This window comes from Desulfoprunum benzoelyticum (genome assembly GCF_014201505.1).
Taxonomy (GTDB): Bacteria; Desulfobacterota; Desulfobulbia; order Desulfobulbales; family Desulfocapsaceae; genus Desulfoprunum; species Desulfoprunum benzoelyticum.
Genome location: NZ_JACHEO010000001.1, coordinates 255,596 through 277,676, shown reverse-complemented (window position 1 = coordinate 277,676; position 22,081 = coordinate 255,596). Strand labels below are relative to the sequence as shown.

19 protein-coding genes are annotated in these 22,081 nt (G+C 59.5%); 14 read left to right on the top strand and 5 right to left on the bottom strand.

Translation table 11 applies throughout. From position 1 onward, the window contains the following. Positions 1-52 precede the first annotated feature (52 nt). The 13 genes from HNQ81_RS01220 to ispH all read left to right on the top strand — a co-directional run bounded on the left by HNQ81_RS01220 (position 53) and on the right by ispH (position 13,721). Positions 53-1,228 (top strand): homocysteine biosynthesis protein, encoded by a 1,176-nt coding sequence (locus HNQ81_RS01220; RefSeq protein ID WP_183347473.1) that lies wholly within the window; start codon positions 53-55, stop codon positions 1,226-1,228. A 28-nt stretch (positions 1,229-1,256) separates the two neighbouring features. Next, entirely contained in the window at positions 1,257-2,021 is a 765-nt protein-coding gene (larE, locus tag HNQ81_RS01215) for an ATP-dependent sacrificial sulfur transferase LarE (protein ID WP_183347472.1), read from the top strand. 267 nt (positions 2,022-2,288) lie between these two features. Further along, positions 2,289-2,561, top strand: coding sequence for an HU family DNA-binding protein (locus HNQ81_RS01210; RefSeq protein ID WP_183347469.1), 273 nt, complete (start codon positions 2,289-2,291; stop codon positions 2,559-2,561). A 220-nt stretch (positions 2,562-2,781) separates the two neighbouring features. Beyond that, entirely contained in the window at positions 2,782-3,873 is a 1,092-nt protein-coding gene (cbiD, locus tag HNQ81_RS01205) for a cobalt-precorrin-5B (C(1))-methyltransferase CbiD (protein WP_183347467.1), read from the top strand. A gap of 6 nt (positions 3,874-3,879) precedes the next feature. Next, the gene (gene cbiE, locus HNQ81_RS01200) at positions 3,880-5,109 is read left to right on the top strand and encodes a precorrin-6y C5,15-methyltransferase (decarboxylating) subunit CbiE (protein WP_183347464.1); all 1,230 of its coding nucleotides are present in this window, start codon (positions 3,880-3,882) and stop codon (positions 5,107-5,109) included. A 15-nt stretch (positions 5,110-5,124) separates the two neighbouring features. After that, on the top strand, positions 5,125-5,904 hold the full coding sequence (gene cobM, locus HNQ81_RS01195; RefSeq protein WP_183347462.1) for a precorrin-4 C(11)-methyltransferase: 780 nt from the start codon (positions 5,125-5,127) through the stop codon (positions 5,902-5,904). Beyond that, positions 5,897-6,418, top strand: coding sequence for a cob(I)yrinic acid a,c-diamide adenosyltransferase (gene cobO, locus HNQ81_RS01190; protein WP_183347460.1), 522 nt, complete (start codon positions 5,897-5,899; stop codon positions 6,416-6,418). The genes cobM and cobO overlap by 8 nt, the downstream gene beginning before the upstream one ends. Before the next feature lie 57 nt (positions 6,419-6,475). Next, positions 6,476-7,069 carry an FmdE family protein gene (locus tag HNQ81_RS01185; RefSeq protein ID WP_183347458.1) on the top strand — a complete coding sequence of 198 codons (594 nt, stop codon included), beginning with the start codon at positions 6,476-6,478 and terminating at the stop codon, positions 7,067-7,069. Between the two features lie 83 nt (positions 7,070-7,152). Beyond that, the gene (hisF, locus tag HNQ81_RS01180) at positions 7,153-8,748 is read left to right on the top strand and encodes an imidazole glycerol phosphate synthase subunit HisF (protein ID WP_183347456.1); all 1,596 of its coding nucleotides are present in this window, start codon (positions 7,153-7,155) and stop codon (positions 8,746-8,748) included. A 75-nt stretch (positions 8,749-8,823) separates the two neighbouring features. Then, positions 8,824-10,704: a sensor histidine kinase gene (locus tag HNQ81_RS01175; RefSeq protein WP_183347454.1), complete on the top strand. Its 1,881-nt coding sequence runs from the start codon at positions 8,824-8,826 to the stop codon at positions 10,702-10,704. 3 nt (positions 10,705-10,707) lie between these two features. Then, positions 10,708-12,063: a sigma-54-dependent transcriptional regulator gene (locus HNQ81_RS01170; RefSeq protein WP_183347452.1), complete on the top strand. Its 1,356-nt coding sequence runs from the start codon at positions 10,708-10,710 to the stop codon at positions 12,061-12,063. Between the two features lie 172 nt (positions 12,064-12,235). Beyond that, a complete protein-coding gene (locus HNQ81_RS01165; RefSeq protein WP_183347450.1) occupies positions 12,236-12,727 on the top strand; it encodes a universal stress protein in 492 nt (163 codons plus the stop codon). Positions 12,728-12,776: 49 nt separating this feature from the next. Next, positions 12,777-13,721: a 4-hydroxy-3-methylbut-2-enyl diphosphate reductase gene (gene ispH, locus HNQ81_RS01160; RefSeq protein WP_183347448.1), complete on the top strand. Its 945-nt coding sequence runs from the start codon at positions 12,777-12,779 to the stop codon at positions 13,719-13,721. Positions 13,722-13,777: 56 nt separating this feature from the next. On the opposite strand, the gene HNQ81_RS01155 is transcribed toward ispH, so the two are convergent. Continuing rightward, a complete protein-coding gene (locus HNQ81_RS01155) occupies positions 13,778-15,001 on the bottom strand; it encodes an LL-diaminopimelate aminotransferase (protein WP_183347447.1) in 1,224 nt (407 codons plus the stop codon). Positions 15,002-15,206: 205 nt separating this feature from the next. Here HNQ81_RS01155 and pepN point away from each other — a divergent pair, with 205 nt between their 5' ends. After that, on the top strand, positions 15,207-17,846 hold the full coding sequence (pepN, locus tag HNQ81_RS01150) for an aminopeptidase N (protein ID WP_183347446.1): 2,640 nt from the start codon (positions 15,207-15,209) through the stop codon (positions 17,844-17,846). A 26-nt stretch (positions 17,847-17,872) separates the two neighbouring features. Here pepN and HNQ81_RS01145 read toward each other — a convergent pair whose 3' ends face one another. The 4 genes from HNQ81_RS01145 to HNQ81_RS01130 form a co-directional block, all read right to left on the bottom strand. Continuing rightward, complete coding sequence (locus tag HNQ81_RS01145) at positions 17,873-18,139, bottom strand: hypothetical protein (protein ID WP_183347445.1); 267 nt, start codon at positions 18,137-18,139, stop codon at positions 17,873-17,875. 15 nt (positions 18,140-18,154) lie between these two features. Then, on the bottom strand, positions 18,155-19,198 hold the full coding sequence (locus tag HNQ81_RS01140) for an NAD(P)/FAD-dependent oxidoreductase (protein WP_183347444.1): 1,044 nt from the start codon (positions 19,196-19,198) through the stop codon (positions 18,155-18,157). An 86-nt stretch (positions 19,199-19,284) separates the two neighbouring features. After that, a complete protein-coding gene (locus HNQ81_RS01135) occupies positions 19,285-20,046 on the bottom strand; it encodes a succinate dehydrogenase/fumarate reductase iron-sulfur subunit (protein ID WP_183347443.1) in 762 nt (253 codons plus the stop codon). 44 nt (positions 20,047-20,090) lie between these two features. Beyond that, positions 20,091-22,019 carry a fumarate reductase/succinate dehydrogenase flavoprotein subunit gene (locus HNQ81_RS01130; protein ID WP_183347442.1) on the bottom strand — a complete coding sequence of 643 codons (1,929 nt, stop codon included), beginning with the start codon at positions 22,017-22,019 and terminating at the stop codon, positions 20,091-20,093. Between the last annotated feature and the right edge of the window lie 62 nt (positions 22,020-22,081).

Sequence of the window (22,081 nt, the reverse complement as noted above, 5' to 3'; positions counted from 1 at the left end):
GTCTTCAGTTGCGACGGTTTTATCCTAACCTTTGAATAATATCAATACGTTCATGACAAAACAGAAAATAAGCAAGACCTACGAAGAAATCAACGCCCGTATCAAGGCTGGAGAGGCCGTTGTCGTTACTGCCGAGGAAATGGTGGGGATCGTCCGGGAAAAAGGTGCCGAACAGGCGGCAAGAGAAGTCGATGTGGTGACCACCGGCACTTTCGCCCCGATGTGCTCCTCCGGCATGTTCTTCAATTTCGGGCAGATGGTCCCGACCATCAAGGCCTCCCGGGTCTGGGTCAACAAGGTTCCGGCCTATGCCGGGCTTGCCGCAGTCGATGCCTATATCGGCGCAACCGAACCATGTGAGGATGATCCGCTCAACAAGATTTATCCTGGCGAATTCCGCTATGGCGGGGGCCATGTCATCGAGGACCTTCTCCGCGGCAAAAAGGTCCTGCTCGAGGCCAAGGCCTACGGCACTGATTGCTATGCCGGAAGAAAAATGAAGAAAGAGGTATGTCTCGACGACCTCTCTTTCGCCCTGCTCTGCAACCCACGCAATGGCTATCAGAATTACAACTGTGCAGTGAATCTTTCGGACAGGGCGGTCTATACCTATATGGGGATGCTGAAACCGCATTGCCGCAACGCCAACTACTGCAGCGCCGGCGAACTGAGTCCGTTGCTGAACGACCCGTTGTACAAAACCATCGGCATCGGCACCAGGATCTTTCTCGGCGGAGGCATCGGTTATGTCACCTGGCACGGCACCCAGCACAACCCAGCCGTGCCGCGGACCCCGGGCGGGGTGCCGCGCAAGGCGGCCGGGACCTTGATGGTGCAGGGCGATCTCAAACAGATGTCCCCTGACTGGCTGAGAGGGGTGTCCATCCTGGGATACGGCAACAGCCTGGCGGTCGGTCTCGGCATACCGATCCCTATTCTCAACGCTGAGATGGCGACCTTTACCGGCGTCTCGGACAAGGATATCTATACCCAGATAGTCGACTACGGCCATGACTATACCAACGGCATCGTTCGAAGTTACGGCGAGGTAAGCTACGCCCAGCTGAAATCCGGGTCCATCATCGTCAACGGCAAGGAGGTGCAGACGGCGCCGCTCTCCAGTGTCGTCAAGGCCAGGGAGATCGCCTGCATGCTGAAGGAATGGATTGCCTCCGGTCGATTCCTGCTGAACCACCCCGCCGAAACACTTCCGGATGGATCCGAATAATTCCGGGGAGACAGCAGGCAAACGTGCCTTGCTGCACGCATCGTTCAGGAAATTGGAGAGGGTCGCGGTCGCCTACTCCGGTGGGGTCGATTCGACGCTCCTGCTCCATGCTGCGGTCCAGGCGCTCGGACCGGACCAGGTCATTGCCGTTCATGCCGTATCCTGCCTCAACGGCAGGAGGCAACGGGAACAGGCGCAAGCTCTGTTCCGTTCTGTTTTTCCCACAGGAGTTGAACTGCGGCAAATCGCCGTCGAGCCGTTGGCGTGGGAAGAGTTTGTCGCCAATACCGATCAGCGGTGCTACTTCTGCAAGAAAAGATTGTACCGGCGTTTTACAGCCGAGTTTTCCGCCGATCCCGGGTGTCGACTGGTCGATGGTACCAATGCCGACGATGTGCTCCAGCACCGCCCAGGCATGCAGGCGATTCGGGAACTGCAGGTGATGACGCCGCTGCTCGATGCCGGCCTGAACAAGTCTGAGATCAGATCGCTGGCCCAACAGGCTGGACTGCCCAATCATGCCCAACCCGCCAATTCCTGCCTGGCCACGAGAATTGGGACCGGTCGGAAGATCGAGGCCGACCTGCTGCAGCGAATCGACCAGGCAGAGGATTTCCTCCAACGCGCAGGTTTTCCGGGATCACGGTTCAGGCTGGTCGAGAATGGCATTCACCTCGAACTCTGTTACAGCGACGTGGAACGTTTCCATCGCGGGGATATCCGCCGCGTTTTTCAGTCCTATGTTGCCGACCTCGGTTTCTGCTTTGATTTCATTAAGATAGCTGGACGATAAGACGATTGTTGTTCTTGCCTTTCAAATTTTATCAATGATTCCGATTTAGTGCTTGCGTCTGAAGCATGATTCAATTATCCTGCTCACCAGAAGGCGTAATACCCCGAATCTAAAGGGCTGTAGGTTGTTGAGCCGCTGTCGGGCAAAAGATAATTGTGCCGCTTTTTCTTTTGACAATTGAAATCAGTTTGATTAAAGCATCAACACAGGAGAAGGGACACAGAGTCCTGATACTACGTAACGATAGATCTGAGCAGGGAGGATTACATGAACAAGAAGGAACTTATTGAGAGCATTTCAGGTGCTGCAGATATAAGCAAGGCTGCTGCCGAAAAAGCATTGAACGGTACGTTGTCCGCAATTGCTGAGGCTTTGAAAAAAGGTGACAAGGTTACTCTCGTCGGGTTCGGAACGTTTTCAGTATCTAAACGGGAAGCACGTCAGGGGAGAAACCCCCAGACTGGTAAGGCCATCAAGATTGCGGAGAAAAAAGTAGCGAAATTCAAAGCAGGCAGCAAACTGTCTGAGGCTGTCAATTAGTTTCTTCCCATAGTTGTACGCACTGGATCTGCGTATCCGGCCGATACGTGGAGGTGCGGATGTGATTCTACTGCTGATAATAAACGATTTGACCGTGCATAACAGAGGGATGAAGGGCTTTCTTTTTACTTAAACCGGAGATATTGGAAAACCGGAGAAGATATGCCTGGGAAAATTTGTCTAAGGGCCGTTCCTTGAAAGGGGCGGCCTTTTTTTATTCATGAAACGACTCAGATCTGGATATACTACCGGTGCATGTGCGGCGGCGGCGGCCAAAGGTGCAGCCCTGATCGCCCTTACCGGCGTCCTCGTGTCACGGATCGCCATCCCCTTTCCCAATGGGAAAAGGGTCGATTTCGACCTGTGCCGTTGCCGTCTCATCGAAGGAACCTGGCGGTCGGCGGCATGCGCGGTGATCAAGGATGCGGGCGACGACCCTGATGTCACCAATGGGGCCGAAATCGTCGCCGAAGTAATGGCCATCGAAGAGCAGGCCGGAGGTGGTGGAGAATTCGTCATCACCGGCGGGCGGGGCATCGGGATGGTGACCAAACCGGGTCTCTCTCTCCCGGTCGGCAGCCATGCCATCAATCCAGTCCCTCGCGCCATGATCAGGGAGGCCATTGAAGAGGCCTTCGCCGACTCAGGGCAAAAAATCGGGAAATACAGGGTCCAGGTGAAGATCTCCATCCCGAACGGGGAGATTCTGGCCAGGCACACACTGAACAGAAGGTTGGGAATCATCGGCGGCTTATCGATACTCGGCACGACCGGCGTCGTCGTTCCGATCTCTTCCGACGCCTGGACCGCCACCATTACCGCTTCGATGGATGTGGCGAAGGAGATGGGTGTCGGGGAAATCGTACTCTCCACCGGCCGCACCTCGGAAAGGGCAATGGAGGGACGCTGTCGCTTGCCGGAAGAGGCCCATGTCATGATGGGTGACTACCTCGAGTTTTCGTTGCGGGAGGCAGCGGTCCACCATTTTCGACGGATCCATCTCGGCGGCATGTGGGCCAAGATTCTCAAGGCTGCGATGGCGATCCCCCAGACTCACGTCCGACACGGGGCCCTTGATGCCGAAAGTGCCAGGGCCTTTCTGGAAGATCTCGCCGGCAACACGGTAAATCTCGACTTTCTCCAAGGTTCGAATACCGCTCGAGAAATCCTTGAACGTCTGCAGCGCCACGGCGCCGATGCGGTCATCCGGGGAGCCTGTCTCGCCGCCCGCGATTACTGTCAGTCTGTTTCCGGGCTGCCGGTCAATGTCTATCTCGTTCTCGCCACCGGGAGAATTCTTGAGGCGGTCTAAGCAGCGATGCATGATTTCAAGATCCATATCGTAGGCGTGGCCGAGGGTGAAGTTGCTCCACACCTGGTTGCCATGGTCGCAAACTGCAGGTTGATCGTCGCCGCCGGTTCCATGCAACCGTTGCTCGAGGAACAGCTGTCGGGCTACCCCCGGGCGCAAATCGTTGCCATAACCCCTTTGTCGGCGGCGCTACAGACCATCGCGTTCCATGCCGAGAAGGGGAATATCGCCGTGCTGGCCAGCGGTGATCCGCTGTTCTTCGGGATCGGCGAGGCGCTGACACGACAATTCGGCACGGATAAAATCGTCGTCCATCCCGCCGTCTCTTCGATGCAGCTCCTCTTTGCCCGCCTCAATGTCCCCTGGCATGATGCCCGATTCATCAGTCTCCACGGCCGCAAGGCGGGACCGCAGATCCCGGATATCCTCGCGTCTCCCAAGGTGTGCCTGTTGACCGACAGGGAAAACGATCCCGCATTCATCGCCGCTGAGATACTGCACCGTATCTCACCCCGGCAGCGCTCCTGTTTTTCGCTCTTCGTCGGAGAACGGCTTGGGGGGGCGGGGGAACGGATAATCGCCGGATCGCTGGAGGAGATTGCCGACCAGCAGTTTGCGCAGCCGAACACCGTTCTTGTCCTCCAGGATTGGTCCGGGGAAATCGCCTATCCGATCTTCGGCCTCGGGGAGCAGGAAATCGAGCACAGTCGGGGGCTGATCACCAAAAACGAGATCAGGGCCGCCGTCATCCATGCCCTGAGACTGCCGGCGCACGGGATTTTCTGGGATATCGGCGCCGGTTCCGGTTCGATCAGCATCGAGTGCGGCCGTCTGGCCCGGGGGGTGCAGGTTTTTGCGGTGGAGAAAAATAGAGAACAGCTTGAGCATATTGCCGGCAACAGGGAAACTTTCCGGGCCTGGAACATCGAGATCGTCACCGGTGAAGCGCCGGCGGCGCTGCAGGAGCTTCCTGCGCCGGACCGGGTGTTCGTCGGCGGCAGCGGTGGGAGACTGGCCGATATCGTCGCCGCCGCCTGCACCAGGCTGAAGGCCGGCGGCCGGATCGTGATCAGTGCGGTCCTTGACGCGACCCGCGACTCGGCTCCCGAACTGCTCCATGCCCAGGGGCTGGCGGTCGAGATTACGACCGTAGCGGTCGAGCGCCGGTCCTACCCGGATCCGCATCCAACCCGTCTCAACCCCATCACCTTGATCACCGGCGACAAGAATATTTAAAGTAAATAATACACAATGAATCCAAATAATAGATATACCGTTTCATTTGTTGGGGCAGGGCCGGGTAATGTCGAGCTCATCACCGTCAAGGGGCGAAGACTGCTTGACGATGCCGATGTCATCATCTATGCCGGCAGTCTGGTCAATCCGGAGCTGCTCAACGGATGCACGGCGAAAATTCACGACTCCTCCGGCCTCGACCTCGATGAAATCGTCGAACTGATGGTGCGGGCCTGGCACAAAGGGTTGCGCGTCGTCCGCCTCCATACCGGCGATCCTTCGATCTACGGGGCGATCCGGGAACAGATGGTGCGGCTCGAGGCCGAGTCCATCCCCTGCGAGGTCATCCCCGGCGTCAGTTCCGCCTTTGCCGCTGCCGCCAGCCTGAAGGCCGAGCTGACCCTGCCGGAAGTCGCCCAGACGGTCATCATCACCCGCCAGGAAGGACGGACGCCGGTGCCGGCCCGGGAAAAGCTCCGCCTCCTGGCCAGTCATCAGACCACCATGCTGATATTCCTGTCGGCCAGCCTTCTCGCCACCGTCGTCGAGGAGCTTCAGGCCGGCGGCTATCCCGACGATACGCCGGTGGTCATCGTCGAGCGGGCGAGTTGGGAGAATGAAAAGATTGTCAGGGGAACGCTGGCGACCATCGGCGCCGTGGCGGCGGCCCGGCAGATCAGAAAGACGGCGATGATCTGTGTCGGCAGGGTCTTCGACCAGCACCCCCCGGAGGCGGTGTCCAAATTATATGATCGGCATTTCAGTCATGGAACGAGAGAGGCGAAAGATGACTAAAGGACTTCTGGCGGTTTTCACCGGCAACGGCAAGGGCAAGACGACATCGGCCCTTGGCCTTGCCTTCAGGGCGCTTGGGCATGGGCACAAGGTCAGTGTGATCCAGTTCATCAAGGGAAACTGGACGAGCGGCGAACACCTGTTCGCCAAGAATATCTCCCCCCTCATTGAATTTCACGTCATGGGGAAAGGGTTCACCTGGAAATCCGAAAATATCGCCGAGGACACGGCTCTTGCCCGGAAAGGCTGGGATCTCGCGGTTCAGACCATCACCGGCAACCGGCACCATCTCGTAATCCTGGATGAACTCACCTATCTGATCAGGTATAATATGGTCTCCGAAGACGAGGTGCTCCAGGCGTTGCAACGCCGTCCGCCTGAAATGCACGTGGTGGTGACGGGCAGACATGCCAGCGACAAACTGATCGAGATGGCCGATCTGGTCACCGAGATGATCGAGATCAAGCATCCCTACGCCAACGGTATCGCCGCCCAGAAGGGATTTGAGTTCTGACGACCTCCTCGCCAGGCTCGGCGCACCACCGATACAATTCACTCGAGAAACGGAAATATGAAAGATTTTGAGACATTGCTGGCCGAATCGGTCACGGTTCACGGTCACCTCTGCGCCGGTCAGGTCATCGGCGTCCGCATGTCGATGCTGGCCCTGCAGCGGATCGGAATCGATGACCCGCGCGGCGCCGATCGCAAGAAACTCTATGTGCTGGTTGAAATCGACCGCTGCGCCACCGACGCCATCCAGGCGGTCACCGGTTGCAGCCTGGGAAAACGATCGATGTATTTCCACGATTTCGGCGTCATGGCGGCCACCTATGTCAATCTCGAGACCGGCCGGGCGGTCAGGGTCACGGCCAGGGAAGAGGCCCGGGACCTTGCCGACAAGTACTGCCGGGAGGGTGGCGACAAGTACAGCCGCCAGCTCGAGGCCTACAAGGTCATGGCGGAGGATGAGCTGTTCGTGGTCCAGGACGTGACCGTCGATATTCCTGCCGTCAACCTCCCCGGGCGACCGCTGAAACGGGTGCAGTGCAGTCGGTGCCACGACTGGGTGCAGGATGCCCGGGAGATCGAACGGGATGGGGAACTGCTTTGCCGCAGTTGTGCCTTTGGCAGATATTACCGGGTGGTTGCGACCGCCGAATGATAATCCGGCGGCCTCTCCGATGTCCAGGTGATTAAAAACCTGGGGGGGTGAGGCACCGGTCCGGAACAGCAAGAGTTGAAGCGATGATAACACTTCTCGATTATGGCGCCGGCAATGTCCGCAGTGTCAGAAATGCCATTAGAAAGCTTGGCTTTACGGTCAAGGATGTCACTTGTGCCGCAGATATCGTGGCCGCCGATAAACTGGTTTTTCCCGGTGTCGGCAGCTTCGGCACCGTCATGGAACGGTTGATCAGGGACGGCTACGACAAGGCGCTGCAGGAGCGGATCCGCCTCAACCGGCCGTTGCTCGGGATCTGTGTCGCCCTCCAGGCCCTGTTCGACGGCAGTGAGGAATCCCCCGGAGTCCCGGGACTGGGGGTGATCCCGGGAATGATCCGGCGGTTTGCCACTCCGGGCCTGTCGGTGCCGCAGATCGGCTGGAACGGCATTCTCCCCAAAAAAGACTCGCCGCTTCTGGCCGATTATAAAGGCGAGAAACTGTATTTCGTCCATTCCTACCATGCGGAAGTCGACGACAACTGCGATGACTGGCTCCTGGCCACGACCTGCTACGGCAGCGAGTTTGTCTCGGCGGTGGAGAAGGGCAACGTCACCGCCTTTCAGTTCCACCCGGAAAAGAGCGGTCGGGTGGGCCTGGCCATCCTCAACAATTTCCTGTGTCGCCAGGAGGGCCTTGCCGTCTCCGGAGTCCCATCCCGGGTGGAAAAGGGCGGGACGACCAGCCTCGCCAAGAGGATCATCGCCTGTCTCGATGTCCGCAGCAACGATGCCGGCGACCTGGTCGTCACCAAGGGCGACCAGTACGATGTCAGAGAGCAGGGTGAGGTCCGCAATCTCGGCAAACCGGTCGATCTGGCGCGGCGGTATTACGAGGCAGGGGCGGACGAGATCACCTTCCTCAATATCACCGGCTTCCGCGACTTTCCCCTTGAGGATCAGCCGATGCTCGAGGTCCTGAAACGGACCTCGGAGAACGTTTTCGTTCCGCTGACGATCGGCGGCGGGATCCGTTCGTTCACCGCCGCTGATGGCCGGTATTATTCGGCCCTCGATGTTGCCTCGGAATACTTTCGATCAGGGGCCGACAAGATATCGATCGGCAGCGATGCCGTGTACGAGGTCGAGCGCTATCTGGCCGAGGGCGTCAAGTCGGGGACCAGCGCCATCGAACAGATATCGATCGTTTACGGGGCCCAGGCAGTCGTCATCTCCATCGACCCGCGAAGGGTCTATGTCGCCTCGCCCGACGACACTCCGCATGCGGCCATCGCCACCCGGTTCCCCGGTCCGGACGGGGAACGGTACTGCTGGTATCAGTGTACGGTGCAGGGGGGCCGGGAGGGGAGAGACATCGATGTGGTCCAACTGGCCCAGGTGTGTGAGCTGCTCGGCGCCGGTGAGATCCTGCTCAACTGTATTGACCGGGACGGCACCAACAGCGGCTTTGACCTCGAGTTGATCGCCCAGGTGAAGAAGGCGGTGCACATTCCGGTCATCGCCTCCAGCGGGGCCGGCAGGGCCGAGCATTTCATCGAGGTCTTCACGGCGACGAATGCCGATGCCGCCCTGGCCGCCGGCATCTTCCATCGGCACGAGGTGGGGATTGACGAGGTCAAGAAGGCTGTCGCCGATGCCGGTATCGAGGTACGGCGGTAATTCGTCGGTTTATTTGTTTTTTCTGATTGACAACAGATTGCCGTACCCTTCTTTTCTTTTCAGCGAAGAAACGCAATGGCTCAAGCTGTAACGACCGATACGAAGCCGGGGGTGAAGGGGATCAGCCCCTGGCAGTGGTCCATTGTCAAGGGAGCGGTGCTTTTCATCCTTTTTCTCGGCGGCGTGGTTTACCTGACCAGCCGATGGACCTACACGCAGGGCTTTGAAAAGCTGGTCGACCAGGGCAAGGTCAAGCTTGAACTTTATATAACCTACCTTTCAGGGGTTCTGGAAAAATACGAGAGCCTGCCGGAACTGCTGGCCACTGATCGTCTACTGGTGGCAACCTTACAGGATCCTTCCGATTATCACCGGATTGAAACCCTCAATCGCTATCTCGAGGCCATCAACAGCATCAGTGACACGGCCGATATCTATCTGATGGACAAGAACGGCCTGACGATTGCCGCCAGCAACTGGAAGGACGAGAACCCCTTTATCGGCAACAATTTCAGCTATCGCCCCTATTTTCAGGAGGCGATGCAGGGCCGCCTCGGCCGGTATTTCGCCCTCGGTACAACCTCGTCCAAGCGCGGTTATTATTTTGCCTTTCCCGTGCGGGACAAGGCCAGAATCCTTGGCGTAGTTACGGTCAAGGTCAATATCGACACGGTAGAGCGGAACTGGGCCCACCGTGATGAAAGCTACCTCATCTCCGATCCCGACGGAGTGATCTTCATCACCTCGACCCCCGAATGGCGTTATCGGACCTTCGAACCGCTGGAGCCGGAGGTGCAGAACAAGATCATTGCCAGCAAACGCTACCCGAATACCCGTTTCGAGGCGCTGAGCAGCGAACAAGGGGTGATCGCCGACAGCCGCCAGATCATCAGGTTGACGCCACCCCAGGAAAGTGAGCCCAAAACGTATCTGCGTCAATTCCACTTCATGCCGGAAGCGCAATGGAATGTCAACATTCTCACCGACATTCAAAACCTGAGACGGGACATCCTGATCAACAATATCCTCGTCTGCTCCGGACTGTTTCTGGCCTTTTTCCTGCTCCTGCTCTTCTCGCAGCGGCAGCACCGGCTCCGTGAACTGAACAGGTTCGAGGAGACGGCACGGCGAAATCTGGAGGAGGCGAACGAGCAATTGGAAACGCGGGTGCTCGATCGGACCCGGGAACTGACCGAGACCAACCTGCTGCTGCGTAAGGAAATAGCGGACAGACAGAGAACGGAAGTCGCCCTGAAGAAGACCCGTTCCGAACTGATCCATGCGGCCAAACTGGCCGCCCTCGGCCAGATGTCGGCAGGAATCAATCACGAGTTCAACCAGCCGCTTGCCGCCATCCGCAGCTATGCCGAAAACGGCTGCCGGCTGCTCGACAAGGGACGGCTGGCCGACACCCGCTGGAATCTTCAGCAGATCGGGGAACTCACCGAGCGGATGGCCCAGATCGGTGCTCAGCTCAAGCTGTTTTCCCGCAAGTCGAGCGGGCAGATGACCGTGGTGCCGGTCCACGGGGTCATTGATGGGGCGCTGGAAATTGTCGGTCCGGCGATAAAGAAATCAGGGGTTACGGTCCAGGTGAAGATCGTTCCTGAGGATCTGCGGGTGAAGGCGAACAATGTCCTGCTCCAGCAGGTGCTGGTCAATGTCATCAGCAACGGTATCCAGGCCATGGAGGGTTGCCAGGAGAAGAAAATTGCCATCGAGGTGAAGCTTCAATCGGATCTCGTTGCGATCGTGATCAATGATTGCGGGGTCGGGATCACCCCGGAACACCTCCCCCACATCTTTGAACCATTCTATACCACTAAAAAATCGGGTCAGGGATTGGGGCTGGGACTGACCATCAGCGACCGGATCCTCCTCGATATGAATGGCAAGATCACCGCCGTCAACACCCAGCGCGGCGCCCGTTTCACAATTACGCTCGAAAAGGCCTGATCTATGGAGCCATTGAACCAGGTTGTCTTTATCGATGACGAAAAACATATCCGCCAGGCCAACAAGCAGACCCTGGAATTGGCGGATCTGGTCGTAACCTGTCATGATTGCGCCGAAGAGGCCCTCCCCGTCCTCTCCACCGAATGGCCGGGGGTGGTGATCTGCGATATCCGGCTGCCGAACATGGATGGCCTGGAATTTCTCGTCAAGGCCCAGAAAATCGACCCCAACCTCCCGGTCATCCTGATCACCGGCCATGGCGATATCTCGACCGCAGTCCAGGCCATGCGCGACGGCGCCTATGATTTCATCGAAAAACCTTACTCCTCCGAACGGCTCGTCAAGACCGTCCAGCGGGCCTTGGAAAAACGCGCCCTGACCCTGGAAAACCGCAGCCTGCGCCGTGAACTCGAGGCCCACAGCGCCCTTGGTCCCCGTATCCTCGGCAAGACGCCGACCATGGAACACCTGCGGTCGATGATCGCCCAGGTCGCCGATACCGGCGCCGATGTCCTCATCATGGGCGAAACCGGGACCGGCAAGGAGTTGGTGGCTCGATCGCTGCATGAGCACAGCAAGCGGCGGACCCGCAATTTTGTCGCCGTCAACTGCGGCGCCGTGTCGGAAACGATGATCGAGAGCGAGCTCTTCGGCCATGAGGCCGGCGCCTTTACCGACGCCAAAACCCGGAGGATCGGCAAATTCGAACATGCCAACGGCGGGACGCTGCTGCTGGATGAAATCGAGTCGATGCCGCTGCGGATCCAGATCCATCTCCTCCGGGTGCTGCAGGAGCGGTCGCTGGAGCGGCTCGGCTCGAACGAACTGATCCCCCTCGACCTGCGGATCGTCGCCGCCGCCAAAGTTGATCTGCGACAGCTGGCGGAGGCGGGAGATTTCAGGAAAGATCTGTACTACCGGTTGAACGTGGTATGTCTCGAGATCCCGCCGCTGCGCGAGCGGAGGGAGGACATCCCGCTGCTCTTTCATCACTTCCTGCTCGTCGCCGGCCATCGTTATCAGCAGGAGGTGCCGCTGCCGGGAGCGGCCCAGCTCAATTCCCTGATGGCCTATTCGTGGCCCGGCAATGTCCGGGAGCTGCGGAATCTGGCTGAACGGTATGTTCTGCTTGGGAGCCAGTATGAGTGGTCGCTGGAAAAATTGCTTTCCGGGATTGAGCTCGGCCAGAAAAGGAGCCTGCCCCAACAGGTCGATTGTTTTGAACGCAGTCTCATCGAACAGGCCCTGGTGGCAAGCAACGGCAGTATCAAGGATGTCATGGAGGCCCTGGCGGTTCCGCGCAAGACCCTGTACGACAAGATGCGCAAGCACGGACTGGAGAAAAGTGACTATAAATGAGCGAAATCAATTTCTGCGCCAGAATCTTTCAAGTTTTTCACAATAGTGCTCGTCGGGCTATGGTCTTTTCGCCATTGCGGCCCTACAATATTGAATATACCCGGGCGTTGACCCGTGAACTCAATATTGCAGCCGGAAGTATCCCCATATCTTAATGAACAGGAGCGAGAAGATGAAGAACATCCCACAGATCAAGACGATTCTGTATGCGACCGACCTCGGTAAATTCACCAGGCCGGTGTTCCGCCAGGCCGTGGCCCATGCCAACGTCCACAACGCCAGGATCATCATGCTCAATGTGGTCGAGCCGTTGACCGAGACCGCCAGGGCCATCATCTCCGGGTATATGCCGGAAACGGCGATTGAAGAAGTGCAGAAGGACGGGATGAAGAACATCATCGCCACGATGAAGGAAAGGGTGAAAAAATTCTGTGACGAGGAGTGCGGCGGGGCGGGTGTCGACGAAATACCGCTGCAGGATATCGTCGTCGTCGCCGGACGGCCGAGTGAGGAGATCCTGCTGGCGGCCGAAAAATACAATGCCGACATGATTGTCATGGGCCAATCGTCGAAAAAGGTCCTGGGGAGCAAGGTCATGGGCTCTTCGGCCAGACGGGTGGCCCGGCTGACGAAGGTGCCGATCCTCATTGTCCCCAATATCTGATGGCAGCGATGTTTTTTCCAGGATCCCGGCCGGGGGCAAGCGGTCTGCCATGATTCAACCGACCACTTCGCTGGAGATCATACTCGCTCAACCCCGAGGTTTCTGTGCCGGGGTTGAGCGGGCGATCGAGACCGTCCGCCTGACCTTGATACGCTATGGGGCGCCGGTGTATGTGCTCCACGAGATCGTTCATAACCTGCATGTCCTGAATGAACTTGAGCAGCTCGGCGCTGTCTTCGTCGAGGATCTGGCCGACATCCCGACGGGGGGGATTTGTATCTTCAGCGCTCATGGGGTGTCGCGGGCGGTTGAGCTGGCAGCGAGGCAACTCGGGCTCAAGACCGTCGATGCCACCTGCCCCCTGGTCGGAAGCGTCCACCGGATGGTGGAAAAGTATCATGGCGAGGGCTGCGATGTGCTGATCATCGGCCATCATGGTCATCCCGAGGTCATCGGGGCGGCCGGACGGGTGGCCGATCGGGTCCATGTCATCTCGTCCGAGCATGAGGCACGGCAATGCCACGTCGCCGATCCAGGGAAAGTCGCCTATGTCACCCAGACCACGCTGAGCCGGGAGGATATCGTCGGCATCGTCGAGATTTTCAAGGAACGGTTTCCGGATATTCGCGGCCCGGCCTCGAATATCTGTTTCGCCACTCAGAATCGCCAGGACGCGGTGAAGCGACTGGCGCAACAGACCGATCTCATCCTCGTTGTCGGCTCAAAAAACAGTTCGAATTCCAACCGGCTGCGCGAGGTGGCGGAACGTCACGGCACCCACGGCCATTTGATCGACGACAGCAGCGACCTGGAACTCGGGTGGTTCGATGGGAAGCGAAAGATCGGTATTACCGCCGGGGCGTCGGCGCCGGAACGTCTGGTCAGGGGTGTGGTTGACTGGATTCAGGAGCGCCGGGGGGCAACCATCGCGGAGATGGGGGGAAAGAAGGAGCATGTCCATTTCGATCCCGCAGTCGTTATTGAACGGGAGTGATTGCAAGACGACAGAGTAATGCTGCTCCATCGTCTTGCCTCCAGCGGCGGAAGGGATTACGACAGTGCGTCTTTGAGTCTCTTCATCGCCTTTTCAACCTTTTCATGGCTGTTGAAGGCGGAGATGCGGATGTAGCCGTTGCCGCACCGGCCAAAACCGGCCCCCGGGGTACAGACGACCCCGGCCTTGTTCAGCAGCATGTCGAAGAAATCCCAGGAATCACGGCCACCGTTGATCCAGACGTAGGGCGAGTTTTCGCCGCCGACGAAGAAAAAGCCCAGGTCCTGCATTGCCCGACGGACACTGGCGGCGTTGTGCAGATAGTAGTCGGCGAGTTCCCTGGTCTGGGTTTTCCCCTCCTCGCTGTAGACGGCCTCGGCAGCCCGCTGGACGGGATAGGATACACCGTTGAACTTGGTGCAGTGACGGCGGTTCCACAGTGAGTGCAGGGGCTGTCGCCCGCCGTTGCGGTCGTAGGCGGTGCACTCTTTCGGGATGACCGTGTAGGCACAGCGGGTGCCGGTAAAGCCGGCGCTCTTGCTGTAGCTTCTGAACTCGATCGCCACCTCCTTCGCCCCCTCGATTTCGTAGATGGTGTGGGGCAGGCTCTGGTCACGGATAAATATCTCGTAGGCGGCATCGAACAGGATCAGGGCCTGGTGCTCTCTCGCGTAATCGACCCAGGTTTTCAACTCCGCCGTGCTGATGGTTGAACCGGTCGGGTTGTTGGGAAAACAGAGGTAGATCAGGTCGACCTTTTCCCGGGGCAGGGCAGGGACGAAGTTGTTCTCTTTGGTCGAATCGAGATAGACGATGCCCTGGTAGCGGCCGTCGACGTAAGCGCCGGTCCGTCCGGCCATGACGTTGGTATCGAGATAGACCGGGTAGACCGGATCGGGGATGGCGATTTTGATATCCTGGCTGAACAGTTCCTGGATATTGCCGGTATCGCATTTCGCCCCGTCGCTGACGAAGATCTCGTCGGCCTGGATGTCGGCCCCGCGGGCCTGAAAATCGTTGGCGGCGATGGCCTCCCGCAGGAAGGCATAGCCCTGTTCGGGGCCATAGCCCCTGAAACTGGCCTCGGATGCCATCTCCTCGACAGCCTTGTGGAAGGCGTCGATGCATGCCCTCGGCAGCGGTCTGGTGACATCGCCGATGCCGAGCTTGATGATCTCGATTTCAGGGTTCTGTTCCTGGAACGCCGCTACCCGTTTGGCGATATCGGAGAAAAGGTAGGAGGCCTGCAGTTTCAAATAATGTTCGTTGATTGTAATCATCTGCCACTTCTCGTTCGGACGAGGGATAGTATATTGAATTTGATTTCATTCAGGGGGCTTTGTATAAACTTTTTTGAATATAATGAAATGCTGGTCACTGTCAACCATCAATGTCGGCAGTGCGGGTGTCGCACTTCCGTCGCCATGACCGCTGTGTGTTTGATGCAGGACCGCCATACAACCATCTGCGCAAGGATAAGAATTCATGAGTACTGAGCAACATGCCACCAGACGCCGGGAAGACTACCGGGTCCCGGAATATCTGGTTGAAGAGATCCGTCTGACCTTCCAACTGTATGCGGAATCCACCGTGGTGACCGCCGATACGGTCTATGCCGTCAACCAGCAGAGCACTGATTGTACCGGGCGGCTGCAACTCTCTGGCGAGAACATGGAACTGGTCGAAGTCCGGCTCGACGGCAGAAGACTGGAGGCAGATGAATTCGAGGTCAGCGCCATGGATCTGATCCTTGTTCCGGGAAAAGACCGCTTCGAACTGCAGGTCGTGACCAGGATCGATCCTGTCGCCAACACCGCCCTCGAAGGCCTGTACTGTTCGAACGGCAACTATTGCACCCAGTGCGAGCCGGAAGGGTTCCGCCGCATCACCTATTTCCCCGACCGTCCCGATGTCCTGGCCCGTTTCACCACGCGGATCGAAGGTGACCGGCAGACTTGTCCGGTGCTGCTGTCGAACGGTAACCTGATCGAGTCGGGCGAGCTGGGCAACGGCCGCCATTACGCCGTCTGGCAGGATCCGTTCCCCAAACCCTGCTATCTCTTCGCCCTCGTTGCCGGCCGGCTGGTGGCGATCGACGACACCTTCACCACCCGCTCCGGCCGCGATATCGCCCTGCGGATCTTCGTCGAGGCGCGCAATCGCGATCTGTGCGATCATGCCATGCGTTCACTGAAGAAGGCGATGCAGTGGGACGAGGATGTCTATGGACTCGAATACGACCTCGACGTCTTCATGATCGTCGCCGTCGATGATTTCAATATGGGGGCGATGGAGAACAAGGGGTTGAACATCTTCAACTCGCGCTGCGTTCTCGCCTCGCCGCAATCGGCGACCGATCAGGATTTTCTCGGCATCGAAGGAGTCGTCGCCCATGAGTATTTCCACAACTGGACCGGCAACCGGGTGACCTGCCGCGACTGGTTTCAACTCAGTCTGAAGGAGGGGCTGACCGTTTTCCGTGACCAGGAGTTTTCGTCCGACATGAACTCGCGGGCGGTGCAGCGGATCGACGATGTCCAGCTCATCCGCAACTTCCAGTTTCGCGAGGATTCCGGGCCGATGGCGCATCCGGTGCGGCCCGACGCCTATGTCGAGATCAACAATTTCTATACGGTGACCGTCTACAACAAGGGGGCGGAGGTCATCCGGATGATGCACACCCTCCTCGGGGCCGCCGATTTCAGGAAGGGGATGGACCTTTATTTCGCCCGGCATGACGGCCAGGCGGTGACCTGCGATGATTTCGTCGCGGCGATGGCCGATGCCTCCGGCGTCGATCTTGGCCAGTTCAAGCGGTGGTACAGCCAGGCCGGGACCCCGGTGGTGAAGGTCAGCGGTCAGTGGCTGGCCGAGAAGCGGCGCTATGTCCTCAGACTCCGGCAGTCGTGTCCCGCCACCCCCGGCCAGGACGGCAAGGAGCCGTTCCATATTCCCATCGCCGTCGGCCTGCTCGACAGCCGGGGCCGGGATATGCTGAACGGAGACAGGGACGGAACCCGGGTCCTCGAACTCCGCGAGCGGGAGCAGAGTTTCAGTTTTCCGGACATTGGAGAAAAACCGGTCCTGTCCTTTCTGCGCGGGTTTTCCGCCCCGGTGAAGGTGGAATTGGACCAGAGTCGGGAGGAGCTGGCCTTCCTCCTCGCCCATGATACCGACCTCTTCAATCGCTGGTACGCCGCCAGCAAGTTGTCCGAAATCGTGGTTATGGAGACGGTGGCGCGGCTGCAGGCCAATGCCCAGCCGGTGCTCGATTCGGACTTTGTCGCGGCGGTCAGGGCCAACCTGCAGCGGCCGGCGAGCGACAAGGCCCTGCTCGCCCTGGCCCTGCAGTTGCCGGCCGAGACCTACCTGGCCCAGCAGATGGATACGGTCGATCCCGTCAATCTCCATCGCGGCCGTGAGTTTGTCAGATCACAGTTATCGTCGCTGCTGGCCGATGAGTTCAGACGAATCTACGATGACAACAATGAGGAGGGAGAATACCGGATCACCCCCGAGGCGATGGGCCGGAGGAGTTTGAAGAACGTGGCGCTTGCCTATCTGATGGCGCGGGTGCCGACCGATGAGGAGATCTACGCCCTGTGCTGCGGGCAGTATGCCGAGGCCGGCAACATGACCGACGCGATTGCCGCCCTGTCCTGTGTCACCCGGATCGAGGGCCGGCGCCGGCAGGAGATCCTTCACCATTTCTACACCAGGTGGCAGGCCGACCCGCTGGTGCTCGACAAGTGGTTCACCCTCCAGGCCGTCTCGCCACTTGCCGATACCCTCGCCGAGGTCACCCGGCTACTGGCCAACCCATCATTTTCAATGAAGAATCCCAATAAGGTGCGAGCGTTGATCGGCGCCTTCTGCTCCGGTAACCATTACCGCTTCCATGACGTCTCGGGGGCGGGCTATGCCTTCCTGACCGACCGGATCATCGAGCTCAACGCGACCAATCCCCAGATCGCGGCCCGGATGCTGTCGCCGCTGACGGTCTGGAAGCGCTACGATCCGGTCCGGCAGGATCTGATCCGTCGTCAGCTGGAACGGATCCTCGCCGTCGACAATCTCTCCGGCGATGTCTACGAGATCGCCAGGAAGAGCCTGCAGGCCGGCTGAGGCCCGGTTGCTCTCCCTCTCCTCCCTTAGATCTGCCGTTTGTGACAGAACAGGCAGCGATAGGGGGGAGGGTGGTCCGGCGGCAGTTGGGCTTCGCCCCCAGGTCCGTGGCATTGACCGCACTGTTTCTCCGCCGCCTTCTTGCTGATGCCCGACTGGAATTTGCGGTGGGTGTCATCCATCGGCAACCGCGAGGTCGTCTCTTCCGGGGCCTTCAGCAGGAACAGGAGGATGGCGGCGCCGACCAGGAGAAAGAGGATGTTGAGGATCGTCGTTTTTGCAGTGAATTTCATATACCGCCCTCAGGGCTATCGAGATGGCTGATGGGACATCTCGAGTTGTGTGAAGTAGAGAAGACCCAGGCGCAGGGCCAGCACGACGGTCTCGGCGGTGAGCGCCGTCAGCAGCCTGTTCCTGGCTGTCAGCAGGACTGCACGCCGGTGCAGGTTGTGGCTTTGGATCAGCCGCTGCAGATCCGTTAGATCACAGCCCTGATGCAGGATGTAACGGGCGATCGCCTCGCCGGAGATCATCGCCGGGAGGATTCCTTCGCCGGTAAGGCCCGAGGCCAGACCGGCGGCATCTCCGGCGAGGAAGACCTTGCCGAAGTTCCATCCCCGGTAGTCGAAATTGACGAATCCGGCACGCTGCCTGGTGCCGTCGAGAACGATGCCCCTGCCGGTGGCCCAGGTCCGCAGCCCGCGGTGCAGGTCGCCGGCCTTCATGACCGTCGCTGCCGCGTAGGCGCCGATCGAGGTCGTGTCGCGGTGGGGGAAGATCCAGCCATAGCCGTTGCCGAACAGCGAGGGCGCGAGATGCCATTCCATCTCTGTAAGCGTACCGGGAATCTGATAATTGATGCCGATGCCGAGGTGCTTCGTCGGCAACCGCAGATGCCGCCGGACCAGCGAGGCGGAGCCGTCCGCTCCAACCAGGCGGCGAAAATGGGCGTGGTGTTTTTTGCTGCCGGGCCGCGCGGTGAAGATCACCTTGTCGTCGTCGATCCTTTCGATCTGGGCCGAGGCGACGATCTCGGCCCCTGCCGCCGCCGCTGCCTCTGCCATGTGCCGGCCGAGATTTTCCCGGTTGACCGTGGCGATCATCGGCGCGGTCGAGGCCAGGCGGACCTTCTGCCACGGGGTGAAAATGTACTGCCGGTGGAAACGCCTTTCCTCGAGGCAGCCGGGGATCCGGTTGATCAACCCGCTCCCGGTGATGCCGCCGGCACAGACCTTCGGCCCCGGATGCGGTTTTCTTTCGAGGACCAGGACCTTGAGACCGCCGCGAGCAAGAATCCCGGCGCAGGCAAGCCCGGCCGGACCTGCCCCGACGATGACGACTTCATGGGTCATGAGGATTGGTCAGCGAGTGGAAGGGGACAAGGGAACCTGCCTAAGAGAACCGGATATACCGGAACCTTGTCCCCAAATGGGTAACATTAGCCTTCAAGTAGACTGGCGGCAAGAAATTCCTGATTGAGACGGGCGATATTGCGGATGGATATGCCTTTCGGGCAGACCGCCTCACACTCCCTGGCGTTGGTGCAGTTGCCGAACCCCTCCCGGTCCATCGTCTCGACCATCGCCAGGGCCCGTTGCCGCCGTTCTGGCTGGCCCTGGGGGAGGAGGCAGAGCTGAGATATCTTGGCCCCGGTGAACAGCATTGCCGCCCCGTTCGGACAGCTGGCGACACAGGCCCCGCAGCCGATGCAGGCTGCGGCGTCCATCGCCAGTTCGGCGACCTGGGACGGGATGGGGATGGTGTTGGCATCGGGAGTGCCGCCGGTGTTGACCGAAACGTAGCCGCCTGACTGGATGATGCGGTCAAAGGCGGAGCGGTCGACCATCAGATCCTTGCGGATCGGAAAGGCACGGGAGCGAAACGGTTCGATCACCAGGGTGTCGCCGGAGCGGAAGTTGCGCATATGCAGCTGACAGAGGGTGGTCTCCCGCTCCGGGCCATGGGCGATGCCGTTGACGACCGCCCCGCACATGCCGCAGATCCCTTCCCGGCAATCATGATCGAAGGCCACCGGTTCCTTGCCGGCCCTCGTCAGCTGCTCGTTGAGGACATCGAGCATTTCGAGAAACGACATATCGGTGTTGATGCCGCTCAAGGGATAGGTCTCGAGATGACCGAGGGAATCGTTATTCTTCTGGCGCCAGATCTGCAAAGTCAGGTCAATGCTGCTCATCGTCATATTCCATGGAGATTGTTCTCGTAAAGGGCGGCCGGAGACCCGGTTTATTTGTAGCTGCGCTGGCTCGGAGTGACGTTGTCGAAGACCAGCGGCTCCCTGTGCATGACCGGAGGCTCGCCTTCCCCCTGGTATTCCCACACCGAAACGTGGGAATAGTTGGCATCGTCGCGTTGCGCCTCGTTTTCCGCGGTCTGGCTCTCCTCCCGCAGGTGACAGCCGCACGATTCCTCCCGGGCCAGGGCGTCACGGATCATGATCTCGGCGAATTCGAGGAAATCGGCGACCCGACCGGCCCGTTCGAGGGACTGGTTGATATCGGTGGCATTGCCGGGAATGTAGACATCGTTCCAGAATTGATCGCGTATCGCGGGCAGCTGTTCCAGGGCCGCTTCGAGACCGGCCTTGTTCCGCGCCATGCCGCAGTTATCCCAGAGCAGCCGCCCGAGCTGTTTGTGGACCTCGTCGACGGTGACCTTGCCGGCCGGTCCCCGCATGCTGTTGCGCAGCAGCCGGTGGATCCGGTCGGCGACGTTCTTGCGCGACTCGTCGAAGGCCGGATCGGTTGCCGCCACCGGTTGGAGCGACGAGGCGCCGATATAACCGGCGATCGAGGTGGCGATGATGAAATAGCCGTCGGCCAGCCCCTGCATCAGGGCGCTGGCCCCGAGCCGGTTGGCGCCGTGGTCGGAGAAGTTGCACTCGCCGAGGGCGAAGAGGCCGGGGATGGTGGTCATCAGGTTGTAATCGACCCACAGCCCGCCCATCGTGTAATGGACCGCCGGATAGATCATCATCGGCTCGTGGAGCGGATTGGCGGCGGTGATCTTCTCGTACATCTGGAACAGGTTGCCGTATTTTTTCAGGATCGTCGCCTCGCCGTCGCGTTTGATGGCCTCGGCGAAATCGAGATAGACGGCGAGGCCGGTGCTGCCGACCCCCTTGCCGCCATCGCACTGCTCCTTGGCGTTGCGCGAGGCGACATCACGGGGGACGAGGTTGCCGAAACTGGGGTATTTCTTTTCGAGATAGTAGTCGCGTTCGGCCTCCGGGATCGCCGCCGCCGGTCGCTGGTCGCCTTTCTGGATCGGGACCCAGACCCGGCCGTCGTTGCGCAGACTCTCGCTCATCAGGGTCAGCTTCGACTGGTAATCGCCATGGACGGGAATGCAGGTGGGGTGGATCTGGACGAAGCAGGGGTTGGCGAAGCCGGCACCATGTTTGCAGGCCCGCCAGGCGGCGGTGACATTGGAGGCCATGGCGTTGGTCGAGAGGAAATAGACGTTGCCGTAGCCGCCGGTGGCGAGGACCACGGCATCGGCGGCGTGGCTCTCAAGTTCGCCGTTCATCAGATTGCGCGCCGTTATGCCGCGGGCCCGGCCGTCGATGACGACGAGATCCATCATCTCGCGGCGGTTGTACATTGTCACCCTGCCGCTGTGGATCTGTCGCGACAGGGCGCCGTAGGCCCCGAGCAGCAACTGCTGACCGGTCTGGCCCCGGGCGTAGAAGGTTCGCGACACCTGGGCCCCGCCGAAGGAGCGGTTGGCGAGGGTGCCGCCGTACTCGCGGGCAAAGGGCACCCCCTGGGCAACGCACTGATCGATGATGTTGCCGCTGACCTGGGCCAGACGGTAGACATTGGCCTCACGGGCCCGGAAATCCCCGCCCTTGATCGTATCGTAGAACAACCGCAGCACCGAATCGCCGTCGTTCTGGTAGTTCTTGGCGGCGTTGATCCCGCCCTGGGCGGCGATCGAATGGGCCCGGCGCGGACTGTCCTGGATGCAGAAGGTCTTGACGTTGTAGCCCTGTTCGGCGAGGGTGGCCGAGGCCGAGGCGCCGGCCAGACCGGTGCCGACGACAATGATCGTGAACTTCCGGCGGTTCGCCGGGTTTACCAGTTTGCTGGCAAAGCGGTAGTTATCCCATTTCTGCGCCAGATCTCCGGAAGGAATGCGGGCATCGAGTTTCATCGTCTGATCCTATTTTACCGATTTTGCGGCGACGGGCGCCGGGGGAGATCGCTAACGTGCTG

Coding starts and splice junctions, on each gene's coding strand:
- HNQ81_RS01220 (WP_183347473.1), top strand. CDS start 53: ATGACAAAACAGAAAATAAGCAAGACCTACGAAGAAATCAACGCCCGT.
- HNQ81_RS01210 (WP_183347469.1), top strand. CDS start 2,289: ATGAACAAGAAGGAACTTATTGAGAGCATTTCAGGTGCTGCAGATATA.
- cbiD (WP_183347467.1), top strand. CDS start 2,782: ATGAAACGACTCAGATCTGGATATACTACCGGTGCATGTGCGGCGGCG.
- cbiE (WP_183347464.1), top strand. CDS start 3,880: ATGCATGATTTCAAGATCCATATCGTAGGCGTGGCCGAGGGTGAAGTT.
- cobM (WP_183347462.1), top strand. CDS start 5,125: ATGAATCCAAATAATAGATATACCGTTTCATTTGTTGGGGCAGGGCCG.
- cobO (WP_183347460.1), top strand. CDS start 5,897: ATGACTAAAGGACTTCTGGCGGTTTTCACCGGCAACGGCAAGGGCAAG.
- HNQ81_RS01185 (WP_183347458.1), top strand. CDS start 6,476: ATGAAAGATTTTGAGACATTGCTGGCCGAATCGGTCACGGTTCACGGT.
- hisF (WP_183347456.1), top strand. CDS start 7,153: ATGATAACACTTCTCGATTATGGCGCCGGCAATGTCCGCAGTGTCAGA.
- HNQ81_RS01175 (WP_183347454.1), top strand. CDS start 8,824: ATGGCTCAAGCTGTAACGACCGATACGAAGCCGGGGGTGAAGGGGATC.
- HNQ81_RS01170 (WP_183347452.1), top strand. CDS start 10,708: ATGGAGCCATTGAACCAGGTTGTCTTTATCGATGACGAAAAACATATC.
- HNQ81_RS01165 (WP_183347450.1), top strand. CDS start 12,236: ATGAAGAACATCCCACAGATCAAGACGATTCTGTATGCGACCGACCTC.
- ispH (WP_183347448.1), top strand. CDS start 12,777: ATGATTCAACCGACCACTTCGCTGGAGATCATACTCGCTCAACCCCGA.
- HNQ81_RS01155 (WP_183347447.1), bottom strand. CDS start 15,001: ATGATTACAATCAACGAACATTATTTGAAACTGCAGGCCTCCTACCTT.
- pepN (WP_183347446.1), top strand. CDS start 15,207: ATGAGTACTGAGCAACATGCCACCAGACGCCGGGAAGACTACCGGGTC.
- HNQ81_RS01145 (WP_183347445.1), bottom strand. CDS start 18,139: ATGAAATTCACTGCAAAAACGACGATCCTCAACATCCTCTTTCTCCTG.
- HNQ81_RS01140 (WP_183347444.1), bottom strand. CDS start 19,198: ATGACCCATGAAGTCGTCATCGTCGGGGCAGGTCCGGCCGGGCTTGCC.
- HNQ81_RS01135 (WP_183347443.1), bottom strand. CDS start 20,046: ATGACGATGAGCAGCATTGACCTGACTTTGCAGATCTGGCGCCAGAAG.
- HNQ81_RS01130 (WP_183347442.1), bottom strand. CDS start 22,019: ATGAAACTCGATGCCCGCATTCCTTCCGGAGATCTGGCGCAGAAATGG.